This window comes from Dryocola clanedunensis subsp. sulfonylureivorans (genome assembly GCF_016756775.1).
Taxonomy (GTDB): Bacteria; Pseudomonadota; Gammaproteobacteria; order Enterobacterales; family Enterobacteriaceae; genus Dryocola; species Dryocola clanedunensis.
The window spans coordinates 114578-141390 of the sequence record NZ_JAERMU010000011.1; the positions used below are offsets into that span (position 1 = coordinate 114578).

A 26813-nucleotide genomic window follows, 5' to 3' on the forward strand; every position below is an offset into this window, starting at 1 on the left:
CACCAATAAAGTCCGATGCCGCATGTGATGTAGGGTGGATAAGCGCAGCGCCATCCACCGAAAAAAACACCCACCTTTATTTTTGTCTCTGTAAGCCTGGCGCCTGCCACATTGACGTCGTCAACCCGCTATCTACCAGCGTTAACTGGTCGGCGTAGACCTTAATCCACTTCCTTTTCATCTCGTCATACAGCTCACGGTGCGCCACGTTCGGCGTGAACTCCAGCTGCCATTTCACCAGCCGTTCGCCGGTTTCGGCCATATCGCTAAACAGCCCGGCCCCTACGCCCGCCGCAATCGCGCAGCCTAACGCCGTCGCTTCTTTTACTACAGGAACGCGCACCGGCAACCCGGTTACATCGCTTAAAATCTGGCTCCACAGCGCGCCTTTCGAGCCGCCGCCCGCAAAGACCAGCGATTCAAACGCCACCCCTGAGAAGCCAGAAATCTGTTCAAGATTGCAGGCCGACACAATCGCGGCGTTCTCCTCCAGCGCGCGGAACAGCGTCGCTTTATTGCATTTTTCCGGGTCGATAGAGAGGTTAATAAACGACGGCGCGGCGTGGTACCACTGCTTAAAATGCATCGCGTCAGAGAAAATCGGCATCACGCCGTGGGAGCCTGCGGGCACGCGGGCCGCCATATCCTCAAGCAGCGCGTAGGTATCCACGCCCAGCCTTTCTGCCAGCAGCTTTTCCTCGGCGCAGAAGGCGTCCCGGAACCAGCGCATCGTCAGGCCGGTAAAGAAGCTGATGGATTCCGCCTGCACCATATTGCTGATGACGTGCGGGTTCACGCGGATGTTCATCGCCGGATCGGTCTTAATCGCCGGAAGATTGACGACCTGCTGCCAGAACGTTCCTCCCAGCACCGCCGTCTGCCCGGCACGCACTACGCCAAGCCCCAGGCAGCCAAGTTGAACGTCGCCGCCGCCCATCACTACCGGCGTTCCCGGCAGTAAGCCACATTGCTGTGCGGCCAGTTGCGTCACGCCGCCGAGCACGCTGCCGGTCTCTTTCACAGGTGAAAGGATATCCGCCCGCAGGCCAGCCATATCCAGCAGCGCAGGCTGCCAGTCGCGGGTCGCTAAATCCAGCATCCCGGTCGTGCCTGCGTTGGAGGGATCGACCGCCAGCTCGCCGGAAAGCTTCGCCGCCAGCCAGTCGCTGATCATGGTGATGGTTGCCGCTTTGCGGTAGATATCCGGCCGGTGGTGAGCGAGCCACAGCAGACGCGGCATGGCGCTCAGCGCCAGCGTCTGGCCGGAGACGTGATACACCTCGGATTCAAATTGATAGTCGTGAATTTCTTTGAGTTCGGCGACCTCACGGCTGGCCCGGGCGTCGACGTTGGCGCAGGCCCAGATAGGATCGCCGTTGCGGTCATAAAGCACGATGCCTTCGCGCATCGAACAGCAGGCGAGGGCGCTGATGGCCCCCGGCGGCAGATGGGCTTTTTGCAGCGCTTCCCGGATGCAGCGGCAGGCGAGCAGCCAGTTCGTTTCAAGGTCGAACTCCATCGAGCCGGGGACATCGGCAACGCTCAGGTGCTTCCATTCGGCCTGGCCGACGGCAATCTGGTGGCCCGACGTATCAAAGATAACGGCCCGGATGCTCCCCGTTCCGGCGTCTAACGCAAGTAGGTAACTCATCGCCATTCCTCATGTGAGCGCGGCTGGCGACGAGCCGGTGTCAGCCCGCCAGTGCCAGTACCGCCCGCGCGGTCTCTTCTTCCGTCACCAGGCCGTTGATGTGGCGGCCTTTCAGCGCGGCATATACGGCTTCGGCTTTGTCCTGACCCCCCGCCACGCCAACGATAGTCGGCAGATGAGAAAGGTCATCCAGCGTCACGCCCAGTAACTCACGGTGGATTTCCAGCCCCTCCACCAGTTCGCCGTCCGCCTGCAGGAAATAGCCCAGGATATCGCCCACCGCCCCTTTGCGGGCGTACATCAGCTGCTCTCCTTCGCTGATATAACCGGAGCGCAGAATCGTGGCATCGCGCTTCTGATTGATAGCACCGATGCCGACAACCGCCACCTCAGCCGCCGTCGCGGCGAGGATCACATCCCGCACGCTCGACTCCATTCTTAATATTTCTGCCACCTGCGGCGACGACACGCGCAGCGGGGCGGGGATCATGCTCACGCTACAGGCCGCATCGAGCTGGCCGATACCGGTCATATACGGCCCGACGCCGCCGGAAAGCGTGACCAGGCGGATCTGCTGCGAGCCGATAAAGCCGCTCAGGTGCTGCAGGCAGCTCATGGTGGCCTCGCCGAAGCCGATCGCCAGCATCTGCCCCGGCTCCAGCACGCCCATCAGCGACTGAGCGGCACCGATCCCCAGACGGGTATTCATCGCCGGGGTGTTCAGCGCGGGCAGCACCCGGGCGATCTTCAGGCCGAACTGCTGCTGTAATTCTGTTTCCAGCGCCAGGCAACCCTCGAAGCGCGAGTTGATCTGCACGCGGATCACCCCGCACTGGCGGCCTTTTTCCAGCAGCCGGGAAATCTTCAGGCGCGGCAGACCAAGCCGCTCGCCGATATCGTTCTGCGTCAGTCCGTCGTGGTAGTAGGACCAGGCCACCCTGGCGAGGAGCTCCTCTTCTGCCATCGGCAGCCCGGCAAGGCGTCCTTCTTCTGCTCGTTTATCGCTCATAGGTGAACTCTTATTCAAATTTAGATCATATGTTCGAAGTTGCTGGGGGCGAAAATGTGAAGCGCACGGCAAAAAGATCATTTAGTGATGCAGACGTTTTAGCCGATCTATTTAAATAATTTGTGATCGCTGCCCGGTTGTAAACATATATCGGCGTCTACGCTTTTGAACATTATTAACGTGATTTCTCTTTTGTTCAATTGTGGAATGAAGATGCCTGATATCACCCCCGTGCTGGAAGCCCGCCGCATCAGCAAGCAGTTTTCCGGCGTGAGCGTCCTGAAAGACATTGATTTTGCTCTCTATGCCGGGCAGGTCCACGCATTGCTTGGCGGCAACGGGGCGGGGAAATCGACGTTAATGAAGATAATCGCAGGCGTTGAAACGCCGGATCGCGGTGAACTGAAAATTAATAGCAGGCAGTTTGCGCGCTTAACGCCGGGGCAGGCCCATGAGCTGGGCATCTATCTGGTGCCGCAGGAGCCAATGCTCTTCCCAAACCTTACCGTGCGCGAAAATATCCTTTTTCGTCTGCCCCGCCATGCCGCTTCAGAGGGACGCCTACTCGAAAAAATGCGTCAGCTCGAATGTCAGATCCCGCTGACGGCAGCGGCCAGCACGCTGGAAGTTGCGGATCAGCAGATGGTGGAGATCCTACGTGGGCTGATGCGCGAGGCGAAGATCCTGATCCTCGATGAGCCGACGGCTTCCCTGACGCCTGGCGAAACCGAGCGGCTGTTCCGCCAGATCCGCGCGTTGCAGGATCTGGGCGTCGGCATCGTTTTTATCTCCCACAAGCTGCCGGAGATCCGCAGGCTCGCCAGCCACATTTCGGTGATGCGCGACGGGGCGGTGGTGCTGCACGGCGAGACTTCCCAGCTGCTGGACGAGCAGCTGATCAACGCGATGACGCCGCTTAACCGCCAGCACACGCTCAGCGAAACGCAAAAGCTTTGGCTGGCGCTGCCGGGCAACCGCCGCACCGAACCGCAGGACTTTCCCGTCATGCGGGTAGAAGAGCTGACCGGGGAAGGCTTTATCGATCTGAGTTTTGAGCTGTACGCAGGGGAGATCGTGGGCCTTGCCGGATTAGTGGGATCGGGCCGTACCGAACTAGCCGAGACGCTTTACGGCCTGAGGCCGGTGCGCAGGGGGCGGATCTATCTCGAGAACCGGGAAATCAGCGGCGATCGTACAAAGTTGCGTCTCGATCGCGGCCTGATCTATCTGCCAGAAGATCGCCAGGTTTCCGGGCTTTTCCTCGATGCGCCGATCCGCTGGAACACCGTCGCGCTGAACGAACCCAGCCTGTGGCAGCAGAGCAAACGTGAAGCGGCGGTCGTCGAACGCTACCATCGCGCGCTGGGCATCAAGCTGAATAACGCCGAGCAAACCGTACGCACGCTTTCCGGCGGCAACCAGCAAAAAGTCCTGCTGGCGCGCTGTCTGGAAGCAAACCCTTTACTGCTGATCGTCGATGAGCCTACGCGCGGCGTGGACGTGGCGGCGCGGGCCGATATCTACCAGCTGATTAAAAGCGTGGCGGCGCAAAACGTGGCGGTGCTGATGATCTCAAGCGATCTGGACGAGTTTATCGGGCTGGCGGACCGCGTGCTGATCATGCATCAGGGGGCGATGAACGGCGAGCTGCACAAATCCGCCATCAGTGTCGATCGCATGATGAGCATGGCGTTTGGCGGAGGTCACGCATGAGAAAGCTGCTAAAAAACCGGGAGCTGAGCGCGCTGCTCGCCATTCTGGCGCTGTTCGCCGTACTGGTGGGGCTGAACCATAGCTACTTCAGCCTGCAAACCCTGAGCATGATTTTCACCAGCTCGCAGATCCTGATCCTGCTTGCCGTCGGCGCTTCAATGGTGATGCTGACGCGCAATATCGATGTCTCCGTTGGCTCGACGGTAGGCCTGTGCGCCATCGCGGTCGGTATGGCGTTAAACGGCGGCTATAGCCTTCCCGTGGCGATGCTGTTTGCCCTGGCGGTTGGCGCAGCGGCAGGATTTTTCAACGGCGTGCTGGTGGTCTGGCTGCGTATTCCGGCCATTGTCGCCACGCTTGGCACGCTCGGGCTTTATCGCGGCGGGATGCTGCTGTGGACGGGCGGTAAGTGGATTGAAGGATTGCCCGCGAGCCTGAAATCCCTTTCAGAACCGCTGGCGTTCGGCGTATCGCCGCTGGGGCTTGTCGTACTTGGGTTGGCGGCGGTGGCGGCGTGGATGCTGGCGAGAACGGCATTTGGACGCGATTTCTACGCCGTCGGCGATAACCTTGCCGCTGCCCGTCAGCTTGGCGTGGCGGTTAACCGGACCCGCCTTCTGGCCTTTACCTTCAACGGCATGCTCGCCGCTATCGCCGGGATTATCTTCGCTTCGCAGATTGGCTTTGTGCCCAACCAGACGGGCAGCGGGCTGGAGATGAAGGCCATCGCCGCCTGCGTGCTGGGCGGCATCTCCCTGCTCGGCGGAACGGGCACGGTAATCGGCGCGTTTCTGGGCGCTTTTTTCCTCACGCAGATCGACACCGTGCTGGTGCTGTTTAAGCTCCCGGCCTGGTGGAATGATTTTATCGCCGGCCTGGTCCTGCTCGGCGTGCTGGTGCTCGACGGGCGGCTGCGTCAAGCGCTGGCTCGCCATCAGCGGGCGCAGAAATACAGCCGTTTTGTTCCCCCTTTGCCGGGGGCGAAAAACGTCAAACCCTTCCCCCGTAAAAAGAAGGACGTGGCCTGAATGAACAAGCTGAAACTCAACTGGGAAGTCGCGCTGCTGCTGATTCTGGTGGCGGAGATCCTGCTGTTTGGCGCGATAAACCCGCGCATGCTGGATATCAACACGCTGCTGTTCAGCACCAGCGATTTCATCTGCATTGGTATCGTCGCGCTGCCGCTGACCTTAGTGATTATCAGCGGCGGCATTGATATCTCGCTGGGGTCGACGATTGGCCTGTGCGCTATTGCTCTGGGCGTGATGTTACAGGCTGGCCTGCCCATCTCCCTGGCGGTGATCCTCACCCTTGCCGTTGGCCTGCTGTGCGGCCTGTTTAACGCCGCGCTTATTCACTATACCGGCATCAGCCCGCTGGTTATCACGCTTGGCACGCTCTATCTGTACGGCGGCGGGGCGCTGCTGCTCTCCGGCATGGCCGGGGCGACGGGCTATGAGGGCATTGGCGGCTTCCCGGATGCCTTTACTGACTTCGCCAGTCTCACGCTGTTCGGCCTGCCGGTCCCGCTGGTGATGTTTGCCGTCATCACGCTGTTGTTCTGGCTGATAACTCACCGCGCCCGCTTTGGCCGCCATATCTTCCTGATTGGTCAGAATCCGCGAGCGGCGAGATATGCGGCGCTGCCGGTGAACGGTTCGCTGTATGGCGTATACGGCATGGTGGGCCTTGCGTCGGCGATTGCGGCGGTTGTGCTGGTTTCCTACTTTGGCTCGGCGCGTTCGGATCTGGGGCGCGATTTACTGATGCCCGCGCTGACCGCCGCGGTGCTGGGCGGCGCGAATATCTACGGCGGCTCCGGTTCCATTCTGGGTACCGCACTGGCCGCGCTGCTGGTGGGGTATCTGCAACAGGGTTTACAAATGGCGGGCGTCCCTAATCAGGTATCGAGCGCGCTGTCCGGTGCGCTGCTGATTGTGGTGGTCATTGGTCGTTCGGTGAGTCTACACCGTGAATACTTACAGGCGGCCTGGCGTCGCCTGCGCGGCAGCAGAAAACTAACGGGAGTTTGATATGAAGCAGACAGCAAAACGCGTACTTCAGCTCAGCGCGCTGGTTCTGGCGTTTGGGGCCGCTACCGCCCAGGCCGCGGATCGTATTGCCTTTATCCCTAAGCTTGTGGGCGTAGGTTTCTTCACCAGCGGCGGCAACGGCGCGATGCAGGCCGGGAAAGATCTGGGCGTACCGGTAACCTACGACGGGCCGACCGAGCCGAGCGTTTCAGGCCAGGTGCAGCTCATCAACAACTTCGTCAACCAGGGCTACAACGCGATTATCGTTTCGGCGGTTTCGCCTGACGGCCTGTGCCCCGCCCTTAAACGCGCCATGCAGCGCGGCGTAAAAGTGCTGACGTGGGATTCAGACACCAAACCGGAATGCCGCAGCATCTACATCAACCAAGGCACGCCGCAGCAGCTGGGCGGCATGCTGGTGGAGATGGCGGAAAAACAGGTGACTAAGCCTGCCGCTAAAGTCGCATTTTTCTACTCCAGCCCGACGGTGACCGACCAGAACCAGTGGGTGAAAGAGGCGAAGGCGAAGATCGCCAAAGAGCATCCGCAGTGGGAAATTGTCACTACCCAGTTTGGCTATAACGACGCCACTAAATCCCTGCAAACCGCCGAGGGGATCTTAAAAGCCTACCCGGATCTGGATGCGATCATCGCGCCGGATGCCAACGCTTTGCCTGCCGCCGCTCAGGCTGCCGAGAACCTGAAGCGCAGCAACGTAGCGATAGTTGGCTTCAGCACGCCAAACGTCATGCGCCCTTACGTTGAGCGCGGCACGGTGAAAGCCTTCGGCCTGTGGGATGTCGTTCAGCAGGGAGAAATTGCGGTCAACGTCGCAAATACCATGATCAAAAAGGGCGATCTTAACGTCGGTGACAGCGTGGACGTGGCGAAGATCGGCAGGCTGAAAGTTGAGCCAAACAGCGTGCAGGGCTACCAGTATGAAGCTAAAGGCAACGGCATCGTGCTGCTGCCGGAGCGCGTGGTATTCACCAAAGAGAATATCGGCAAATACGACTTCTGAGGGAGGAACTAATGGCAGATTTAGACGATATCAGAGAAGGCAAGGATTACGGCATTGGCCGCCCGCAGGAGAATAAAGCCTTCTACCTGAAGGGCAGCGGCGCGCTGGACTGGGGAATGCAGTCGCGGCTGGCCCGCATCTTCAACCCCGATACGGGGCGCACCGTGATGCTGGCCTTCGACCACGGCTATTTCCAGGGGCCGACCACCGGCCTTGAGCGCATCGATTTATCCATCGCGCCTCTGTACGAAGAAACCGATGTGCTGATGTGTACCCGGGGTATTTTGCGCAGCGTTGTGCCACCAGCCACCAATAAACCCGTTGTACTGCGCGCATCAGGGGGGAATTCAATTCTGAGCGAGCTGTCCCGTGAAAGCGTGGCGGTGACGATGGAGGACGCGCTACGCCTGAACGCCTGCGCGGTGGCGGCGCAGATCTATATCGGCAGCGAGTATGAGCACCAGTCCATCAACAACATCATCAGGCTGGTGGACGAAGGGACGCGCTACGGTATCCCCACGCTTGCTGTTACGGGCGTTGGCAAGGAGATGGCGCGCGACGCCCGCTATTTCTCGCTCGCCAGCCGCATCGCCGCCGAAATAGGCGCGCAGTTTGTGAAAACCTATTTTGTTGAGGAAGGCTTTGAAAAGGTGGCGGCGAGCTGTCCGGTACCTATCGTCATCGCCGGAGGCAAAAAGCTGCCGGAGCAGGAGGCGCTGGAGATGTGCTTCCGTGCGATAGACCAGGGGGCGTCCGGCGTGGATATGGGGCGGAATATCTTCCAGTCAGAAGCCCCGCTGGCCATGCTCAAAGCGGTGAAGAAAGTGGTGCACGAGAATATGTCATCCCGCGAGGCTTACCAGTTCTGGCAGGATGAAAAACATCAGGGAGACAAGGCATGAACGTGACGCTGGTGGAAATCAATATCAAACCCGAGCGGGTAGACGAGTTTCTGGAGGTGTTCCGCGCCAACCACGAAGGCTCGATCAAAGAGCCGGGTAACCTGCGCTTCGACGTTTTGCAGGACCCGGAGGTGGCAACGCGGTTCTTTATCTACGAGGCCTACCAGAACGACGAGGCGGTACTGGCGCACAAGAAAACCCCGCACTACCTCGACTGCGTGGAGAAGCTGGACGACATGATGTCCGAACCGCGCAAGAAGCGGAGTTTTGTCGGGCTGCTGCCGTAATTCTTTTGGTGGATGACGCTGCGCTTATCCACCCTACGACTCTGTTGCGTAGGTCAGATAAGCGCAGGTTTATCACTCTTCTTCCACTTCGGTCATTTCACGTTGTTTAACGCGAAGTCCCATAAGTGCCTGTCTTGCACAGCTCAGCACATGTTCACACTGTTCGGGGGTGATGGTCAGCGGTGGCTCGACCCGAATCGTCTTCGAGTTGTTGAGCGTCCCGGCGACCAGCACCTGCTGGCGGAACATTTCGCTGGCAAAGCTATAGCCCGTTTCGTTGTCGCAGAACTCAATGGCTATCAGCAGCCCCTGTCCACGTCCTTCCACCACCTTATCCGGGAACTCGCGGGCGAGAGCCTGGAAGCCATCGACCAGCATCTGGCCCTTCTGCTGTGCCTGAGCGGGAAGGTTCTGCTCAAGCAAAACATGGATGGTGGCGAGGGCTGCCGCACAGGCCAGCGGATTGCCGCCAAAGGTCGTGGTGTGCAGGAAAGGATTATCAAACAGCACGGAGAAAACTTCTTCTGTCGCAACTGTTGCGCCGATGGGCATGACGCCGCCGCCGAGTGCTTTGGCAAGGCATAAAATATCCGGCTGCACGTTTTCATGCTCGCAGGCGAACATCTTGCCGGTGCGGCCCATGCCGGTCTGCACTTCGTCAAAGATCAGCAGCGCGCCGAACTCATCGCAAAGTTTACGAACCGCAGGCAGATAGCCCGCCGGTGGCAGTATGACGCCGCCTTCGCCCTGGATGGGTTCCAGCATAACGGCTGCTACATCATCACCGGTTTTGCGGCATTCGTGGAGCATGGTGCGCATCGCGTCGATATTGCCAAACGGGACATGACGGAAGCCGGGTAATAGCGGCATAAAAGGTTTGCGGAAGGTCGATTTAGCCGTGGCGGACAGCGCGCCGAGAGATTTACCGTGAAACGCACCGCTGGCGGCGATAAAGGTAAATTTCCCACGTGGCGACTGGTATGCCTTAGCGAGCTTAATGGCCGCTTCAACTGATTCCGTGCCGCTGTTGCTAAAGAAGCTGTATTTCAGTTTACCCGGGGTGAGGGTCGCAAGGGTTTTGGCAAGCATTGCTCGTAAGGGGTCGAGCAGCTCCTGGCTGTGCAGGGGTTGTTTTTCAAGCTGATGCTGTACGGCGGATACCACTGTTGGATTACGGTGCCCCACGTTAAAAATACCGAACCCACCCAGGCAATCGAGATACTCCTTACCCTGGGTGTCGACAAGCGTATTCAGACTGCTCGCCTGCCACTCTACGGCTCCGTAATCCCCGCCGGCGGTTACTGACTTGCGATACTCAAGAAAACCAGGATTCACATGCTGCTGGAAACTGTCGATAACCTCTCGGTTTAGCGCCTTCATCTCCTCATGACTAAGTGACTTCTTTTCGATGATGTTCAGTGCGTGCGCCGTGCAGGCAAGGGCCGAGGCGCTGGAAGGTAACCTGTTCAAAATGTGCTCCTGGGAGTGGCGTATCACGCGATACACATATTGAGTATTGCAGGGAATACGCCACTTCGCCGTCCCTGAGCGAAATCAGGATAAACCACTTAGCGAAACTGGAGGTGCGCAATAATTAATCACGCGGGATTACATTTTGCGCATTTTCCTGCTGGAGGGCGGAGGGGCAAGATAGCGCGAAAACAGGAGCAGGCACCGTGCCGGTGCAACTGCGCCAGAATAGTGCTTAAGCTGCGTCCATTCTATGCTCGCCGCGAACAAGTGCCGCACGATCGTACTCGTGCTGGATAGCGCCACCGGCCATAAAGGCCGCGCGGTCGGACATATGCGCAATGACGTCGGCGTCATGGCTCACCAGCAGATAGGTCATGCCGGACTGCTGTTTCAGGCGGTTAAGCAGGTTGAGGATTTCCGCCTGCACGGACATATCCAGCGCCGAAGTCGGTTCATCAAGCAGCAGAATTTTTGGCCGCAGCAGCAGCGCACGGGCAATCGCCACGCGCTGGCGCTGGCCGCCGGAGAGCTGATGCGGATAGCGCTTCGCGGCGTCTGCCGGTAAGCCAACCTGCATCAGCGCCTCTGCGACCCGCTCGGGGATTTGCGCTTCCCGATGGATAGCCAGCGGCTCCGCAAGCGTGCGGTAAATTGTATGGTTGGGATGGAGGGAGGCGTAGGGATCCTGAAAAACCATCTGCACGTTGCGGCGCAGATCGCCCTGAAAGCGCGTGCCTGGCCTGATGTTTTGTTCCAGAAGCCGAACCTCTCCTGACCATTCCCGCTGCAAGCCTGCCAGTACCCGCAAGATTGTTGATTTTCCGCAGCCGGATGCGCCAATCAGGCTGAACGTCTCACCTTCGTTAATCGCAAAGCTGGCCGCACTGACGGCGGTTTTACCTGCGAACTGCACGTTCAGATTGCTGACCTCAACGATTGCCATGGGCCTCTCCCTGTAAATTCTGATTACGATCCAGCGTGGGCAGCATGGTGCCGTAGGTGGTGGCATCCGGGCGGCAGGTCCACAGCGTGCGGGTATAGGGATGCGTGGCGGTTGCCAGCGCGTTAGCCGCCATCTCATCCACCTTCTGGCCCTGATACATCACCAGCACGCGCTGGCAGTGCTGGGCCACCAGCGGCAGATCGTGGCTTATCAGCAGCATTGCCATCTGTCTTTGTTCGCTTTGCTCTACCAGCAGCTCGAGGATCTGGTTGCGCAGGCGGGCGTCCAGCGCCGACGTTGGCTCATCGGCAATCAGTACCTTCGGGTTATTCACCAGCGCGATGGCAATCATCACGCGCTGGCCCATGCCGCCGGAAAGCTCCGCCGGGTAGCGGGACAGGACGTTATCCTGCAAACCCACGGCGTGAATACCTTCGCGAATGCGCTCGCGCCGCTGGGCTGAAGAGAGCTTCTGATGCAGGCTTAGCGCTTCGTCAATCTGCTGCGCAACGTTTTTAACCGGGTTCAGCGCGTAGCGGGGATCCTGAAGAACCATTGCGATATCGTTGCCACATAGCTGCTGCCAGCCGCGGTTTTTTATCGTCAGCAAATCATTGCCCAGCACATTGAGCTGCCCGGCGCTGACCTTGCCCGGCTTGCGCACCAGGCCCATCAGCGCTCTGGCCGTCATGGATTTGCCCGAGCCGGATTCCCCCACCAGCGCCAGGCGTTCGTTGCCCAGCGTAAACGACAGGTTGTTCACCACCCGCGCGGCTGGATAGTCGATATTCAGACCGCTCACTTTAATACGATTTTCAGTCATGTCCCGGCTCCAGCACGTCGCGTAGTCCATCGCCCAGCAGGTTAAACGCCAGGCTGCTAATCAGAATGGCGGTGCCCGGGATTGCCGCAATCCACCACTGGTCGAAAATCACCTGCATGCCGTCGGCGATCATCGCCCCCCATTCCGCCATCGGGGGTCTTGCGCCCAGGCCCAGAAAGCCCAGACCGGCAGCGGCGAGGATAATGCCCGCCAGATCCAGCGCCAGACGTACGATGGCGGAAGGAAGGCACAGCGGCAGGATATGGCCCGCCAGCAGCCGCAGGCCGCGAATGCCCATCATCTCGGCGGCGGCCAGATAGTCGCTGTGGCGCAGGCGTTGAATTTCACTGCGTGCCTGACGTGCATACGCAGGCCAGGTGGTGAGCGCCAGAGCCAGCGCGCCGTTCACCAGGCCTGGCCCTAGCATCGCCACAAAAGCAAAGGCCAGAATCAGGCGCGGCATCGACATCACGACGTCGGTAAAGCGCATCAGCACCCGCTCCAGCCAGCCTCCGTAATAGCCCGATAAAATACCGATCAGCAGGCCGACGGGCAGGGTAATCGCCGTCACCAGCAGCACCAGGCCCAGCGCGGGGCGGGAACCGTAGAGCAGGCGCGACAGCAGGTCTCGCCCGTAGCTGTCCGTGCCCAGCCAATGCTGAGCGTCCGGCGCCTGCAGGCGCGCGGCAGCATCCTGCCAGTTAGGATCGAACGGCGCGAGCAGCGGGGCGAAAAGAGCCGACAGCAGCAGAAGAGAAATAATAATCAGGCCGCACAGAGCGGCGGGCGAGCGCAGCACGCGGCGCAAAAAAAGGTAAGACGGCATCAGCGCACCCTCGGATCGGTGACACGCACCAGCACGTCAGTCAGATTGTTGATAATGACGAACGCCACGCCGATCAGCAGCGTGCCGCCCATAATGGCAGTAGTGTCGCCCGCAAACAGCGCGGTGGTCAGATACCGCCCGATGCCCGGCCAGGAGAAGACCGTTTCGGTGAGTACCGCCCCTTCCAGCATGGAGGTATAGGCCAGCGCAATCACCGTAAACAGCGTGCCCCTGATGTTGGGCAGTACGTGACGCACCAGTATTGCCATCTCCCCGGCACCTTTGGCGCGAGCAAGGGTGATGTACTCTTTGTTCATCTCGCTCAGGCAGGCGGTGCGCGTCAGGCGGGTGATGCTGGCAAGGGAGTAATAGGCCAGCAGCAGCACCGGCAGCACAAGGTGATTAATGGCGTTATAGAAGGCATCGCGGTCGCCGGAAAGCCAGGTATCAATCAGCACGAAGCCGGTTTTTGCCTCCACGCTGTACTGGTAGATATCGTCCAGCCGTCCAGGCCCCGCGCTCCACTGCAGGCGAGCGTAGAACAGCGCCAGCATCAGCAGGCCGAGCCAGAAAATCGGCACCGAGTTGCCCAGCAGCGTAAAAGTACGCACCGCCAGATCCCACGGTGAACCGACAAACCGGGCGCAAAGGACGCCAAAGATTACCCCCAGCACGCTGCCGACGATCAGCGCCAGGGTGGCAAGCTCAAGCGTAGCGGGGAAGACGGAAAGCAAGTCCTGTAATACCGGCTGCCCGGTCGCGCTGGCCGTTCCTAAGTCACCGTGAAGGAGCTGGGTGACGTAGTGCCAGAACTGTACGGGAAGGGGCTGGTCCAGACCCAGCTGGTGGTGCACCTGGTCGTAGGTCGCCTGGCTCGCGTGATCGCCCACGATCTGCAAAACGCGGTCAACGGGGGACAGGGCAGAGAGCGCAAAAGCGATCAGCAGCAGGCCAAGCAGCGTCAGCGCCAGGGTAAACAGGCCCTGCAACAGGGTCAGCAGCGGGCCGCGGGCTAAAAAGTAGGGCATGAGAAACTCTTGGTTATTGTGTTTGCCCCTCACCCTAACCCTCTCCCCGAAGGGGCGAGGGGACTGGATCGAGTTTGTTTTTCCCCCTCTCCCTTTCAGGGAGAGGGCCGGGGTGAGGGTTAATTCAGCTTATTTGCTCACGCGGTCGTAATAAACCATGTCCGCATTCAGCCCCTGCTGGTAGCCCTTCACGTTATCCCGCACCACAATCTGCGTTTTGCCCTGATCGACAAACACATACGGCGAGCTGTGCTGTAGCTCTTCCTGCATTTTCTTATACAGGTCCAGACGCTTAGCCGGGTCGGCTTCGGCTACCGCCGCCAGGGTTTGCTTGTTCAGCTCCGGGGTCTGCCAGCCGTTGAGGCCCGCCACGGTACTTGCTTTTCCGTCGTTAAACGCGAAGGCGCTGGCGTTCGAGTGCGCGTCGAAGTAGTCGGGGATCCACAGGCGGATAGCGGCCTGATGCTGCTTAGCCCGCACGCGAGCATAGACCTGGCTTCCCGCCGCAGGCAGCAGATCCACCTTCACGCCGCCCTGGGCGAAGCTCGCCTGCATGGACTGGGCGATGGTGATGAACGGCGCTTTGTTCTCCACGTCCAGCGTAAAGTGGGCGTCTTTGATGCCCGCTTTGGCGAGGATTTCTTTTGCTTTCGCCGGATCGAATTTGAACGGGTTGTTGTCCAGCGCGCCGGCAAAGCCGACCGGCAGGAAGCTCTGGTGGATGAAATACTGGCCTTTGAGCAGATCTTTGGTGATGCCCTGGTAGTCAACCAGGTAGCGAGCCGCTTCCCACAGCGCCGGGTTCTTCAGCAGCGGGTTAGCATTGTTGCCCACGTTGAACACCATGTAGTTCTGTTCGGCAGAGGGAATGCTCAGCACTTTCACGCCTGGTTTACCTTCCAGCGCGCTGGTCTGATCCGCACCCAGATCGCGGGCGATATCCGCGTCACCCTGCTGAATCAGCAGGCGGCGGGCCGCCGGGTCAGGCACGTTTTTAATAATGATGTTTTTAACCTTTGGCGCATCGCCCGGGGACGTCGGGTTGGCGTCCAGCACGATGGCCTGATGCGGCTGGTAAACGCGCATCTTAAACGGGCCGCTGCCCGCGGAGTGCATCTTCAGCCACTCGTTGCCAAAATCACCGGCTTTGACGTTGGGCGCGACGGCCTTTTCATCGACGATGGAGGCGATTGGCGTGGAGAGAATATTCAGCGCCACCGCCGGGCTGACGTCCGCCGTCCAGTGCAGCTCAAGGGTGTGGTCATCCACTTTTTTCAGCTGGCCTGCGATGTTGTCCGGCTGCCAGCCAAGCACGTTGAGGATAAACGCCGGCGACTTGTTCAGGGTGACCGCGCGGGTATAAGAGAAAATCACATCTTCCGGGCGCAGCGGATTGCCGGAAGAGAACTTCGCATCCGGACGCAGCTTAATAGTGAGTTTTTTGTTGGCCGCGTCGCCCTGCCAGCTTTCGGCCAGGACGGGATTTACCTTTGCCGGATCATCCCGGTCGGCCTGTACCAGGCGCTGGTAAAGGCTCGGCACGGTCTGAATGCTGGACAGCTCGTTGGCTTCGGCGGGGTCGAGGCTGACGATATCATCCAGCCCCTGGGCAACGACTAAGGTATTCGGTGGCGTAGCGGCGAAGGCGCTGGCGGACAAGGCTGCCAGCAGCAGTAACGGAAGCGCTTTTTTTTGCATGATGCACCCTGCGTAACGGAAGAATTATTATGGTTTTTTATTCTGCAACGCGAATACGTTAGGGGAGTTGGCGCTATTCACAAAGTCCAAATACGACTTTGCTTATAAGTATACGATATATCCAATGCGCTTCTGGAATGAAAAACGCCGGGCGATGGCCCGGCGCTGGTAGCGTTGCGTTTAGCGAGATTACTCGTTAATGCGCGGGTGCTGATCGACCAGATTGGTACGCTTAGCCTGAAGCTCTTCGATTTCACGATCGATATCTTCGATTTTCTGCTCGATATTATCGTGGTGCTCCTGAACGATTTCGCGCGCCTCTGCAATGTCGGAGGCAGCAGGCGTTGCCCCTTTCAGCGGCTTGTTAGCGGTCTCTTTCATGGTCAGACCGGTAACCAGACCGATGACGGCAATCACCATCAGGTAGTACGCCGGCATCATCAGATTCTCGGTGTACTCCACGAGCCACGCGGCGAGCGTCGGCGTCAGACCCGCAACCAGCACGGAGATGTTAAAGGCGCTGGCCAGCGCGCTGTAGCGAATGTGCGTCGGGAACATGGCCGGTAAGGTTGAGGCCATGACGCCGATAAAGCAGTTGAGGATCACCGCCAGCAGCAGCAGGCCCGCGAAAATCAGCCCCAGCACGTTACTGTTGATCATGATGAACGCCGGAATGGAGCACAGCAGCAGCAGCACGCTACCAATCAGGATAAACGGACGGCGGCCATAGCGGTCGCTCAGCAGGCCAATCATCGGCTGTACGAACAGCATGCCGATCATAATCGCGATAATAATCAGTACGCCGTGTTCTTCCGAATAGTGCAGGTTGTGGGAGAGGTAGCTCGGCATATAGGTGAGCAGCATGTAGTAGGTCACGTTAGTGGAGATAACGATCCCGATACAGGTCAGCAGGGCGCGCCAGTGTTTGGTCGCAATCTCTTTGAACGAGACTTTCGGGCCTTCGGCGAGGCCTTCTTTATCGCCCTGTTCAAGCTTCTCGATGTGCTGCTGGAACGCAGGAGTTTCTTCCAGCGCATGACGCAGATAGAGGCCGATGATCCCAAGCGGCAGCGCCAGGAAGAACGGCAGACGCCAGCCCCACTCGAGGAAGTTCGCCTCACCCACAATGGCGGTAATCAGTACCACCACGCCCGCGCCGCAGACGAACCCGGCAATAGAGCCGAAGTCCAGCCAGCTGCCCATAAAGCCGCGTTTACGGTCCGGGGAGTACTCTGCAACGAAGATGGATGCGCCGGTGTACTCACCGCCGACCGAGAAGCCCTGGGCCATTTTCGCAAGCAGCAACAGGATTGGCGCCCAGATACCGATCGTGGCGTACGACGGAATAAGACCAATACAGAAGGTGCTCAGCGACATGATGATGATGGTGATCGACAGGATTTTCTGACGACCGTACTTATCGCCGAGCATACCGAAGAACAGGCCACCCAGCGGGCGGATCAGGAACGGCACGGAAAACGTACCAAGTGCGGCAATCATCTGTACGCTAGGGCTGGCATCCGGGAAGAACACCTTACCGAGCGCATAGGCCACAAAGCCATATACACCGAAATCAAACCACTCCATCGCGTTACCCAACGAGGCGGCGGTGATGGCTTTTTTAAGTCGCGCGTCATCGATGATGGTGACGTCGCTGACCTTGATAGGTCTGACTTTCTTTTTCCTTTTTAACATTATTATCCTCTTTATTTTCCTTGCGGGAGCAACAGGGTCTCCCTCACTAAGTAGTGTAGTGGGCCACGCGTGAAACGACGGCTAAAACTGCATCACTTAGTCACTCAACGAAAGACAATTTAATAACTATATGAAATTATTAAAAATGTGGGATGTACTGATGACATTATAAAGATTATGTTTAATTTTAAAAGTGTGACGTGGATCAAGTTTAATCGCTCAAGTAAATTATTGCAGCGCCGACATAACGAGATGAAGGAAAAGATTAACGACTGGATAACCTGCACAAAGGAGCTGCAATGTCTGCGCGTGCCCATGTGACACAGCACGAATATTTGCTTGATGACGACAGTACTCTTATGTCCACTACCGACCTGCAAAGCTACCTGACCCATGCCAACGACAGCTTTGTGAAGATCAGCGGCTACTCCTGCGAGGAGCTGATGGGCAGCCCGCACAACCTCGTCCGCCACCCGGATATGCCTAAAGCCGCCTTTGCCGATATGTGGTACACGCTACAGCAGGGTGAACCGTGGACTGGCATCGTAAAAAACCGCTGCAAAAATGGCGGCTATTACTGGGTGCGAGCCAATGCGATACCGCTGGTGCGCAAAGGAAAAACGACTGGCTACATGTCCATTCGTACCAAAGCGACGCCCGAAGAGATTGCCGCGGTGACTCCCCTCTATAAAGCGTTGAAGGAAAATCGTGCCAACCGCCGTCTGTTTAAAGGGCTTGCGCTGCGTAAGGGTCTGTTCGGCAAACTGGCGACCATGACGCTGCGCTGGCGCATTCGCAGCATGATGGCCGGACTCTGCGCCCTCTTGCTGGTGGCCGGCGTGGCGATGGATCAGGATGCCATGCATCTTGTAATGAGCGGCATTGCGACCGGTCTGGGCTGTCTCCTGCTGGAGTGGCAAATCGCCCGCCCGCTTGAAAATATTGCCCGCCAGGCGCTGGATGTTGCGACGGGGAATCGCCAGAAGGTCGACCATCTCCCCCGCACCGATGAGATAGGGATCACCCTGCGAGCTATCGGGCAGCTCGGCCTGATGTGCCGGTGGTTGATGAGCGATGTCAGCCACCAGGTCGAAAATGTGCGCAGCGGCAGCGAAGCGCTGGCCCGAGGCAACGACGAGCTTAACGAACAAATCGCTCAGTCTGTGAATCACGTCCAGCAGACGGTAGTCACCATGAATCAGATGGCGGTGTCGGTACAAAACAACGCGCGGACGGCTGCCAGCGCGGACAAACTATCCAGCCAGGCCAGCGATGCTGCGGCCCAGGGCGGGTGGGCGATGCAAACCGTCGTCACCACCATGGATGAAATTGCCAGCAGCACGCAGCGTATCGGTTCTATTACAGCCTTGATTAACGACATTGCCTTCCAGACCAACATTCTGGCTCTTAATGCGGCGGTAGAAGCTGCGCGAGCCGGAGAGCAGGGTAAGGGGTTTGCCGTGGTAGCCGGAGAAGTGCGCAATCTGGCAAGCCGGAGCGCTGCGGCAGCCAACGATATTCGTCAGCTTATTGAGGCGAGCGCCAGTAAAGTGCAGTCAGGTTCTGAACAGGTACACGAAGCCGGACAAACCATGCAGGAGATCGTAGTCCAGGTGCGCAACGTCACGCAGATGCTTGTGCAGATAAGCCAGGCGACAACCGAACAGGCAACAGGGCTGTCCGAATTAACCCAGGCCGTGGCCGAACTGGATGCCATCACCCGTAAAAATGCGGCGCTGGTGGACGAGGGTAGCCAGGTTTCCGCGATGGTAAAACACCGGGCTACCCGGCTCGAAGATGCCGTAGCGGTACTGCATTAGCAGAGAAAAATGGGGGAAGCCGCACGATTTTCACCCCCTAACGCGCTTTTATTGACTAGTCTGGGACAGATTGAACGCAGACAAACAACGGAGATCGTTATGAGCCAATCGTCCCGCATTAACCGCAGCTTTGTGCTGGCAAAACGCCCGCAGGGTATGCCGACCAGTGAAGATATCGTGCTCCAGGAGTCTGATATTCCGCAGCCAGTAAAAGGCCAGCTGTTGCTGCGTACCCTCTATTTATCCCTCGATCCGTACATGCGCGGGCGCATGGATGACGCAGAGTCGTATTCAGCTCCGCTACAGATTGGGGATGTTATGTGTGGCGGCACCGTTTGCCGTGTTGAGCAATCTGAACATGCTGACTACCAGCAGGGTGACCTGGTGCTGGCCTATACCGGCTGGCAGGATTACGCGCTGTCCGACGGGGCAGGTTTGCAGAAGCTGGATAACAACATGGCTCACCCATCCTATGCGCTGGGTCTGTTAGGGATGCCGGGCTTCACGGGCTATATGGGGCTGACCGACATCGGCAACCCGCAGCCGGGCGAAACGGTGGTTGTCGCCGCCGCCAGCGGCGCGGTGGGGTCAGTCGTCGGCCAGGTTGCTAAACTGCGCGGTGCGCGGATCGTGGGGATAGCGGGCGGGGCGGACAAGTGCCGTTACGTCACCGAAACGCTGAAGTTCGACGCCTGTATCGATCATAAGGCGCCGGACTTTGCGGAACAGCTGAGAAAGGCCTGCCCACAGGGTGTTGATGTCTATTTTGAAAACGTCGGCGGGGCCGTCTTTGACGCGGTGCTGCCTTTGTTTAACACTTCCGCCCGCGTGCCGGTCTGCGGCGTCATCAGCCAGTACAACGGGCAAAACAGCGCCTTCACCGAAGATCGTCTGCCGCTGCTGATGGGCACCATCCTCAAAAAGCGCATGCGCGTGCAGGGCTTTATTATCTCTATGGATTACGGCGACCGTTATCCGGAGTTCTTTAAGCAAATGAGCCAGTGGCTTGGTGAAGGTAAAATTCAGTTCCGCGAAGATATCGTCGACGGCCTGGAAAACGCCGTTGAGGCGTTCCGCGGCCTGCTGGTGGGTAAAAACTTCGGCAAGCTGATCGTTAAGGTTGCCGAGTAATCGGGTGGCTGCACAACCCCGAACCGTAGATAAGCGCAGCGTCATCCGACAAATAAGCTATCGGATATGCGGCCCGTCCCCGATGGAATCCCGCACCTGTAGCGCCGAGGTAAAAATATTCTCCCGCGATAAATAACCGCCGTCGAGCATGGAGATCAGGCGGTTAATCACTTCTCCCATCATGTCGCTGACCGGATCTTTTACGCTGGAAAGCGACGGGCTGAGGAACGGCGCGGTGGGGATATCATCGAAGCCAATCACCGAGATCTGTCCCGGTACGGTAATCCCCGACTCGCTGAATTTTTTTATCGCGCCGACGGCCATATCGTCGTTGCTGGCGACAACTGCGCTGAACGTCATTTGGCTGGCAAGCAAGGATTCTGCTGCGGCAAAGCCGCTGGCTGGCGTCCATTTTCCCTGCGCGATCAGGCTGTCTTGCTGGGGAATATTCGCTTCTTTTAAGGCTGCTTTGTAGCCTGAAAGTCTCTCAATCGCCGTAGGGGAATCCAGCGACCCGGTGATAAAGGCAATCTCCCGGTGCCCCTGTTCAATCAGGTACATCGTCGCTTTAAAACTTGCGCCTTTATGGTCACAGCAGATGCAGTGGCTCTGGTGTTTTCTGAGCTTTCGGTTCACCACCATAATCGGCTGGCGATGCAGGTCGATAATCTCGTCCATGGCGTCAGGGGTTAAAAAACGAGGGTAGATGATGACGGCATCACACTGTAAATCCAGCAGAAACTCTATCGCCTCGCGCTCTTCGTCTGCACTGTGTTTGCCATCCATCAGGATGAGCTGGCGGCCATTATCTTCTAATTTTTTTGCCGCCTGCGACAGGATCTCGCTGAAATAGCTGCCGTTATAAAGCGTGTTGGTGACCACCAGCCCGATGCACTGGGAAGTGTTGGTAGCCAGGTGTCTTGCCAGCAGGTTAGGGCGATAGCCAGTTTCTTTAATGGCCTGATAAACAAGCTCTTTTGTGGCTTCGCCGACATAACCCTTGCCGGACAGCACCCGTGAGACGGTGGCTTTAGAGACGCCTGCTTTTTTTGCCACTTCCAGCATTGTTGACATAGTTTTTCTCGCCCCTGATAAGTGCGCTCATTTTACACATTTCGCGCGGAAGAATAAGCGCGAACATGCGTCCCGGAGGGCGTTAAAAGGCGCTTTTTACCGATCCTTATCACAAAAAAAGAAGCGTAAAAAACTTTTAGTTGATCTGTTTGTTCAATGTAAACACTCTTGTGTGGAACCGGTTACCTACCCTGAGAACTGTTAAACATGTCTAAGAATTATGCGGCAGTATCCCAATCGATAGTCGAGGCGCTTGGCGGAGCGAATAACATCTCCGCCGTGACGCATTGCATGACGCGCTTACGTTTTGTCCTCAATGATGATGCTGCGGTGGACGCAGGTAAGCTGAAATCCATCAGCGGCGTGCTGGGCGTGGTAAGAAGCGAAAACCAGTGCCAGGTGATTATCGGTAACACGGTTTCACAGGCCTATGCCGAAGTGCAGAAGCTACTGCCTGGCGGCGCGGGCGGGACATCAGACGTTGCCCCCGTAAAACAGAAGATCACCCTGAAACGCATTGGCGCAGGGATCCTGGATGCCCTGATCGGCACCATGTCGCCGCTGATCCCGGCGATCATCGGCGGCTCGATGGTCAAGCTGCTGGCGATGATCCTCGATATGACCGGCGTTTTTGGCAAAGGCTCCTCAACGCTGGTTATCCTTAACGTCATCGGCGACGGCGCGTTCTTCTTCCTGCCGGTGATGGTAGCGGCCTCCGCCGCGGTGAAATTCAAAACCAACATGTCGCTGGCGATTGCTATTGCCGGGGTGCTGGTACACCCGAACTTCGTTGACCTGATGGCGAAGGCGGCGCAGGGCCAGCCCGTTGAATTTATGGGGCTTTCCGTCACGGCGGTGAAATATACCTACACGGTTATCCCCGCGCTGTGCATGACCTGGCTGCTCTCGTACATTGAGCGCTGGGTGGATAAAATCACCCCAGCGGTGACCAAAAACTTCCTCAAACCGATGCTGATCGTGCTGATTGCTGCCCCTATCGCCATCATGCTTATTGGCCCGCTGGGTATCTGGATTGGCACCGGGATCTCCTCGCTGGTTTACACCGTGCATAGTTACCTGGGCTGGCTGTCCGTTGCCATTATGGGCGGGCTGTGGCCGCTGCTGGTGATGACCGGCATGCACCGCGTGTTCACCCCGACCATCATCCAGACCATTGCGGAAACCGGCAAAGAGGGCATGGTCATGCCGTCGGAAATTGGCGCAAACCTGTCGCTTGGCGGCTCTTCCCTTGCGGTGGCCTGGAAAACCAAAAACCCGGAGCTGCGCCAGACCGCGCTCGCGGCGGCGGCCTCCGCCATTGTGGCAGGCATTTCAGAGCCCGCGCTGTACGGCGTGGCCGTGCGTCTGAAGCGCCCGCTCATCGCGGCGCTAATCAGCGGCTTTGTCTGCGGCGGCGTTGCCGGCGTGGCGGGGCTTGCCAGCCACTCAATGGCATCGCCAGGGCTATTTACCAGCGTACAGTTCTTCGATCCGGCAAACCCGATGACCATCGTCTGGGTATTCGGCGTCATGGCCCTTGCGGTGGTGCTGTCGTTCGTTCTGACGCTGGTGCTCGGCTTTGAAGACATCCCGGTTGAAGAGCCAAAAGAACAGGCACCCGTTGCCAGCCCGCAGCGGGCCGTACAGGTTAATTAAAGAAACAGGAGCTATTTCATGGCTGAGTCCATTTTTCCGGCAGACTTTTTATGGGGCGGCGCTATCGCCGCCAACCAGGCCGAAGGCGCGTATCTTGAAGGCGGCAAGGGCATTACCACGGTAGATGTGATCCCGCACGGTAAAGACCGTATGGCCGTTAAGCTGGGTGTTGAAGAACGCTTTGCGCTGCGTGAGGACGAGTTTTACCCAAGCCACGGGGCGATCGATTTTTACCATCGCTATAAAGAAGATATCGCGCTGATGGCAGAGATGGGATTCACCGTTTTCCGCACCTCCATCGCCTGGAGCCGTATTTTTCCGAACGGCGACGAACAGCAGCCAAACGCTGCGGGCATCGCCTTCTACCGCGACCTGTTCAGCGAGTGCAAAAAATACGGCATCGAACCGCTGGTGACGCTGTGCCATTTCGACGTGCCGATGCATCTGGTGCGTGAATACGGTTCATGGCGCAGCCGTAAAATGGTCGAGTTCTTCACCCATTACGCCCGCATCTGCTTTGAAGCCTTCGACGGGCTGGTGAAATACTGGCTGACCTTCAACGAAATCAACATCATGCTGCACAGCCCGTTCTCCGGCGCGGGGCTGGTGTTTGAAAAAGACGATAACAAAGAGCAGGTGAAGTACCAGGCCGCGCACCACGAACTGGTGGCAAGCGCGCTGGCAACCAAAATCGCCCATGAGGTGAACCCGGAAAACCAGGTCGGCTGCATGCTGGCGGGCGGGAACTTCTATCCGTATTCCTGCAAGCCAGAGGACGTCTGGGCAGCGCTGGAAAAAGATCGCGAGAATCTGTTCTTTATTGACGTGCAGGCGCGCGGGGCTTATCCGTCCTACGCCAGACGCCTGTTCAAAGAGAAGGGCATTGTGGTTGAGATGGAGCCGGGCGACAGCGACATCCTCAAGGATACCGTCGATTTCGTCTCCTTCAGCTACTACGCCTCCCGCTGCGCGTCTGCCGACATGAACGACAACAACAGCAACGCGGCGAACATCGTCAAATCCCTGAAAAACCCGTACATCGAGGCAAGCGAGTGGGGCTGGGGCATCGATCCGCTGGGCCTGCGCATCACCATGAACATGATGTACGACCGCTACCAGAAGCCGCTGTTCCTGGTGGAAAACGGCCTGGGCGCGAAGGACGTCGTCAACGAGCAGGGCGAAATCAACGACGACTACCGCATCAGCTACCTGCGTGAACACATTAAGGCGATGGGCGAAGCGATTGAAGACGGCATCCCGGTGATGGGTTACACCTCCTGGGGCTGCATCGATCTGGTGTCGGCCTCGACCGGCGAGATGAGCAAGCGCTACGGTTTCGTCTACGTTGACCGCGACGACCAGGGCAACGGCACGCTGGCCCGCACCCGCAAGAAATCCTTCCACTGGTATAAGAAAGTCATCGCCAGCAACGGGATGGATTTGGACTAGCCACAAGCCTCCTTGATTGACGGCGCCTCTCACCCTGGCGATTTGCCTGGGTGAGATTCCCAAACAAAAGCATATACTTGATGCCGGGCGTTTTCGGGAGCAAGCGAAGTGGTTTACAAAGAGGTCGTCAACTTACTTAAAAGCAGAATCAGCAGCCCCGGTTGTGCCGTTGGCGATATGCTGCCGTCGGAAAAAGAGCTCGCTGAGCTTTACAATGTCTCGCGCAACACCCTGCGAAAGGCGCTGAAAGTACTGGAAAACGAAGAGCTGATCGAGCGGCGACACGGTTCGGGAACTTTCCTGCGCAGCAAGCAGTTTCAGGTCTCCGTTACGCATATGGACAGCTTTACGGAAATTGCCAGAAACGAAGGCAGGAAGCCGGCAAGCCAGGTGCTGCGGTTTGAGTTGCAAAGTGCTTCGCAGGAGATCGCCCAGCGTCTGAAGCTGGCCGCTGGTGAGCCGGTTTATTACGCCAAGCGGCTGCGCCATATCGACAATGTCCCAATGCAGGTGGAGGAGACCTGGCTTTCGGTAAACCGCTTCCCGGATTTAACGGTTAGCCATATGAAAAAATCCAAGTTTTCCTACATTGAGGAAGAGTGCGGGATAAAAATTCATGGCTGCTATGAGTCATTTCAGCCCGTCCTGCCCTCCGCAGAAATTGCTGAAATGCTGCATATCAGCGTGCGCGATCCCATCCTCAGAATGGAAACCCAGTCCGTTGATGAAATGCATCACCCCGTCGATTTCTCCGTTCTTTACACCAACGCGTTTGAGTTTCAGGTGAAGTACTTCCTGCCGCGAAAAATGTCCCATACCTCCGACTGATGTCCCCGCCCCGGGCGGGGCAATCATGAAGGTCGATCACAATTTCCGGTAAAAAAGTGGTGCAATAAAGGCCCGTTAAGTGAACCTCTGCGTCTGGAAATATTCAGGGTGCTTCTGGCGCCTTTCCTGCCGCGCGCTTAAGAGGTGCAAAAGAGGTTTAATTCCAACCGGTGCGCTATTTGCCTCAGGCGCTTTATCTTCATTACTATCCAGAAAGTTAATCAGCAAAATTCCATTTCCTGTCCACGGTTCTCACCGTTCCAGCAGTACCGGTCGCCCGAGCGTGGCCGCTAACAGAGGGAAAGACTATGTCCGGATTTAAAGAAGGTTTCCTGTGGGGCGGCGCGGTTGCTGCGCATCAGCTGGAAGGCGGCTGGCAGGAGGGGGGGAAGGGCATAAGCGTAGCGGATGTGATGACGGCGGGGGCGCATGGCGTACCGCGCGAAATTACTGACGGCGTGCTGCCGGGTAAAAATTATCCGAACCATGACGCTATCGACTTTTATCACCGCTATAAAGAAGACATTCAGCTGTTTGCGGAAATGGGTTTCAAATGCTTCCGCACCTCCATCGCCTGGACCCGTATCTTCCCTCTTGGGGACGAGCTGGAGCCTAACGAAGCCGGGCTACAATTCTATGACGCCCTGTTTGATGAGTGCTTAAAGCACGGTATCGAACCGGTGATCACCCTGTCGCATTTCGAGATGCCTTACCACCTGGTGACGGAATACGGCGGCTGGCGCAACCGCAAGCTGATCGACTTCTTCGTGCGTTTTGCCAACGTTGTTTTCACCCGCTATCAGCACAAAGTGAAGTACTGGATGACCTTTAACGAGATCAATAACCAGGCTAACTTCCACGAGGATTTCGCGCCGTTTACTAACTCCGGGCTAAAATATGAGCCGGGCGAAGACCGCGAGCCAGTGATGTTCCAGGCCGCGCACTATGAGCTGGTCGCCAGCGCGCTTGCCGTAAAAGCGGCGCGCGAAATCAATCCTGACCTGCTGGTTGGCTGCATGATTGCCATGTGTCCTATCTACCCGCTGACCTGCGCACCCCGCGACATGATGATGGCGATGAACGCCATGCACCGCCGCTACTGGTTTACGGACGTTCACGTTCGCGGCAAATATCCTCAGCACCTGCTCAACTACTTTGAACGCCGTGGTTTTGAGCTGGATATCACCGCTGAAGATCGTCAAGCGCTGGCCCAGGGCTGCGTTGATTACATCGGCTTCAGCTACTACATGTCCTTCGCCACCAAAGCGACGGACGACAACCCGCAGCTGGATTATGACGAATCGAAGAGCCTGGTTTCCAACCCGTACGTTCAGAAGTCTGACTGGGGCTGGCAGATCGATCCTGTTGGGCTGCGCTACTCTCTGAACTGGTTCTGGGATCACTATCAGCTGCCGCTGTTTATCGTCGAAAACGGCTTTGGCGCGATTGACGTGAAGCAGAGCGACGGCACGGTGGACGACCAGTATCGCATTGACTACATGGCAACCCATATTGCGGAAATGAAAAAAGCGGTCGTTGAGGATGGCGTGGATCTGATGGGCTACACCCCGTGGGGCTGCATCGATCTGGTGTCCGCCGGGACGGGCGAGATGAAAAAGCGCTACGGCTTTATCTATGTGGATAAAGACAACGAAGGCAACGGCACGCTGGACCGCAGCCGCAAAAAGTCATTCGACTGGTATAAGAAGGTCATTGCCAGCAATGGGAAGGATTTAGCGTAAGGACTTCTTGT

General features: G+C 57.8%; 22 protein-coding genes. 12 read left to right on the forward strand and 10 right to left on the reverse strand.

Translation table 11 applies throughout. The features are described 5' to 3' along the window. Positions 1-76 precede the first annotated feature (76 nt). Positions 77-1651, reverse strand: a complete 1575-nt coding sequence (gene lsrK, locus HYQ67_RS13365; RefSeq protein WP_202304168.1) for an autoinducer-2 kinase — start codon at positions 1649-1651, stop codon at positions 77-79. A 40-nt stretch (positions 1652-1691) separates the two neighbouring features. Then, positions 1692-2660 (reverse strand): transcriptional regulator LsrR, encoded by a 969-nt coding sequence (lsrR, locus tag HYQ67_RS13370; protein ID WP_202304169.1) that lies wholly within the window; start codon positions 2658-2660, stop codon positions 1692-1694. A 213-nt stretch (positions 2661-2873) separates the two neighbouring features. Between lsrR and lsrA the strand changes: the two genes are divergently transcribed. From lsrA to lsrG, 6 genes are read left to right on the forward strand one after another with little or no spacing between them, the layout of a single operon-like run. Then, the gene (gene lsrA, locus HYQ67_RS13375) at positions 2874-4373 is read left to right on the forward strand and encodes an autoinducer 2 ABC transporter ATP-binding protein LsrA (protein ID WP_237391240.1); all 1500 of its coding nucleotides are present in this window, start codon (positions 2874-2876) and stop codon (positions 4371-4373) included. Beyond that, positions 4370-5401, forward strand: a complete 1032-nt coding sequence (gene lsrC / locus HYQ67_RS13380) for an autoinducer 2 ABC transporter permease LsrC (RefSeq protein WP_202304170.1) — start codon at positions 4370-4372, stop codon at positions 5399-5401. Before lsrA ends, lsrC begins: the two co-directional genes overlap by 4 nt. After that, positions 5402-6406 (forward strand): autoinducer 2 ABC transporter permease LsrD, encoded by a 1005-nt coding sequence (lsrD, locus tag HYQ67_RS13385; protein ID WP_202304171.1) that lies wholly within the window; start codon positions 5402-5404, stop codon positions 6404-6406. A gap of 1 nt (position 6407) precedes the next feature. Beyond that, positions 6408-7427, forward strand: a complete 1020-nt coding sequence (lsrB, locus tag HYQ67_RS13390; protein ID WP_202304172.1) for an autoinducer 2 ABC transporter substrate-binding protein LsrB — start codon at positions 6408-6410, stop codon at positions 7425-7427. Between the two features lie 11 nt (positions 7428-7438). Next, positions 7439-8329: a 3-hydroxy-5-phosphonooxypentane-2,4-dione thiolase gene (gene lsrF, locus HYQ67_RS13395; protein WP_202304173.1), complete on the forward strand. Its 891-nt coding sequence runs from the start codon at positions 7439-7441 to the stop codon at positions 8327-8329. After that, complete coding sequence (gene lsrG, locus HYQ67_RS13400) at positions 8326-8616, forward strand: (4S)-4-hydroxy-5-phosphonooxypentane-2,3-dione isomerase (RefSeq protein WP_202304174.1); 291 nt, start codon at positions 8326-8328, stop codon at positions 8614-8616. The genes lsrF and lsrG overlap by 4 nt, the downstream gene beginning before the upstream one ends. 72 nt (positions 8617-8688) lie before the next feature. Here the strand turns inward: lsrG and ygjG are convergent, their stop codons facing one another. The 7 genes from ygjG to proP all read right to left on the reverse strand — a co-directional run bounded on the left by ygjG (position 8689) and on the right by proP (position 17102). Next, positions 8689-10086 (reverse strand): putrescine aminotransferase, encoded by a 1398-nt coding sequence (gene ygjG, locus HYQ67_RS13405; RefSeq protein ID WP_202304175.1) that lies wholly within the window; start codon positions 10084-10086, stop codon positions 8689-8691. A gap of 235 nt (positions 10087-10321) precedes the next feature. After that, on the reverse strand, positions 10322-11032 hold the full coding sequence (locus HYQ67_RS13410; protein WP_202304176.1) for an ABC transporter ATP-binding protein: 711 nt from the start codon (positions 11030-11032) through the stop codon (positions 10322-10324). After that, positions 11019-11855, reverse strand: a complete 837-nt coding sequence (locus HYQ67_RS13415) for an ABC transporter ATP-binding protein (protein WP_202304177.1) — start codon at positions 11853-11855, stop codon at positions 11019-11021. Before HYQ67_RS13415 ends, HYQ67_RS13410 begins: the two co-directional genes overlap by 14 nt. Further along, positions 11848-12681 carry an ABC transporter permease gene (locus HYQ67_RS13420; protein WP_202304178.1) on the reverse strand — a complete coding sequence of 278 codons (834 nt, stop codon included), beginning with the start codon at positions 12679-12681 and terminating at the stop codon, positions 11848-11850. The genes HYQ67_RS13415 and HYQ67_RS13420 overlap by 8 nt, the downstream gene beginning before the upstream one ends. Continuing rightward, positions 12681-13709, reverse strand: a complete 1029-nt coding sequence (locus HYQ67_RS13425) for an ABC transporter permease (protein WP_202304179.1) — start codon at positions 13707-13709, stop codon at positions 12681-12683. The genes HYQ67_RS13420 and HYQ67_RS13425 overlap by 1 nt, the downstream gene beginning before the upstream one ends. A gap of 129 nt (positions 13710-13838) precedes the next feature. Then, positions 13839-15407 carry an ABC transporter substrate-binding protein gene (locus tag HYQ67_RS13430; RefSeq protein WP_202304180.1) on the reverse strand — a complete coding sequence of 523 codons (1569 nt, stop codon included), beginning with the start codon at positions 15405-15407 and terminating at the stop codon, positions 13839-13841. Positions 15408-15596: 189 nt separating this feature from the next. Further along, positions 15597-17102, reverse strand: coding sequence for a glycine betaine/L-proline transporter ProP (gene proP, locus HYQ67_RS13435; RefSeq protein ID WP_202304181.1), 1506 nt, complete (start codon positions 17100-17102; stop codon positions 15597-15599). A gap of 299 nt (positions 17103-17401) precedes the next feature. Between proP and HYQ67_RS13440 the strand changes: the two genes are divergently transcribed. Next, positions 17402-18922 (forward strand): methyl-accepting chemotaxis protein, encoded by a 1521-nt coding sequence (locus HYQ67_RS13440; RefSeq protein ID WP_202304182.1) that lies wholly within the window; start codon positions 17402-17404, stop codon positions 18920-18922. 99 nt (positions 18923-19021) lie between these two features. Beyond that, the gene (locus HYQ67_RS13445) at positions 19022-20053 is read left to right on the forward strand and encodes an NADP-dependent oxidoreductase (protein WP_202304183.1); all 1032 of its coding nucleotides are present in this window, start codon (positions 19022-19024) and stop codon (positions 20051-20053) included. A 57-nt stretch (positions 20054-20110) separates the two neighbouring features. Here the strand turns inward: HYQ67_RS13445 and HYQ67_RS13450 are convergent, their stop codons facing one another. Further along, entirely contained in the window at positions 20111-21127 is a 1017-nt protein-coding gene (locus HYQ67_RS13450) for a LacI family DNA-binding transcriptional regulator (protein ID WP_202304184.1), read from the reverse strand. A 207-nt stretch (positions 21128-21334) separates the two neighbouring features. On the opposite strand from HYQ67_RS13450, the gene ascF reads away from it, so the two are divergent. The 4 genes from ascF (at position 21335) to HYQ67_RS13470 (ending at position 26802) form a co-directional block, all read left to right on the forward strand. Beyond that, positions 21335-22783, forward strand: a complete 1449-nt coding sequence (ascF, locus tag HYQ67_RS13455; protein WP_202304185.1) for a PTS cellobiose/arbutin/salicin transporter subunit IIBC — start codon at positions 21335-21337, stop codon at positions 22781-22783. A gap of 18 nt (positions 22784-22801) precedes the next feature. Continuing rightward, positions 22802-24232, forward strand: coding sequence for a 6-phospho-beta-glucosidase (locus HYQ67_RS13460; RefSeq protein WP_202304186.1), 1431 nt, complete (start codon positions 22802-22804; stop codon positions 24230-24232). A gap of 108 nt (positions 24233-24340) precedes the next feature. Next, positions 24341-25060 carry a UTRA domain-containing protein gene (locus HYQ67_RS13465; protein WP_202304187.1) on the forward strand — a complete coding sequence of 240 codons (720 nt, stop codon included), beginning with the start codon at positions 24341-24343 and terminating at the stop codon, positions 25058-25060. Between the two features lie 308 nt (positions 25061-25368). Next, positions 25369-26802, forward strand: coding sequence for a 6-phospho-beta-glucosidase (locus HYQ67_RS13470; protein ID WP_202304188.1), 1434 nt, complete (start codon positions 25369-25371; stop codon positions 26800-26802). Positions 26803-26813: the final 11 nt, after the last annotated feature.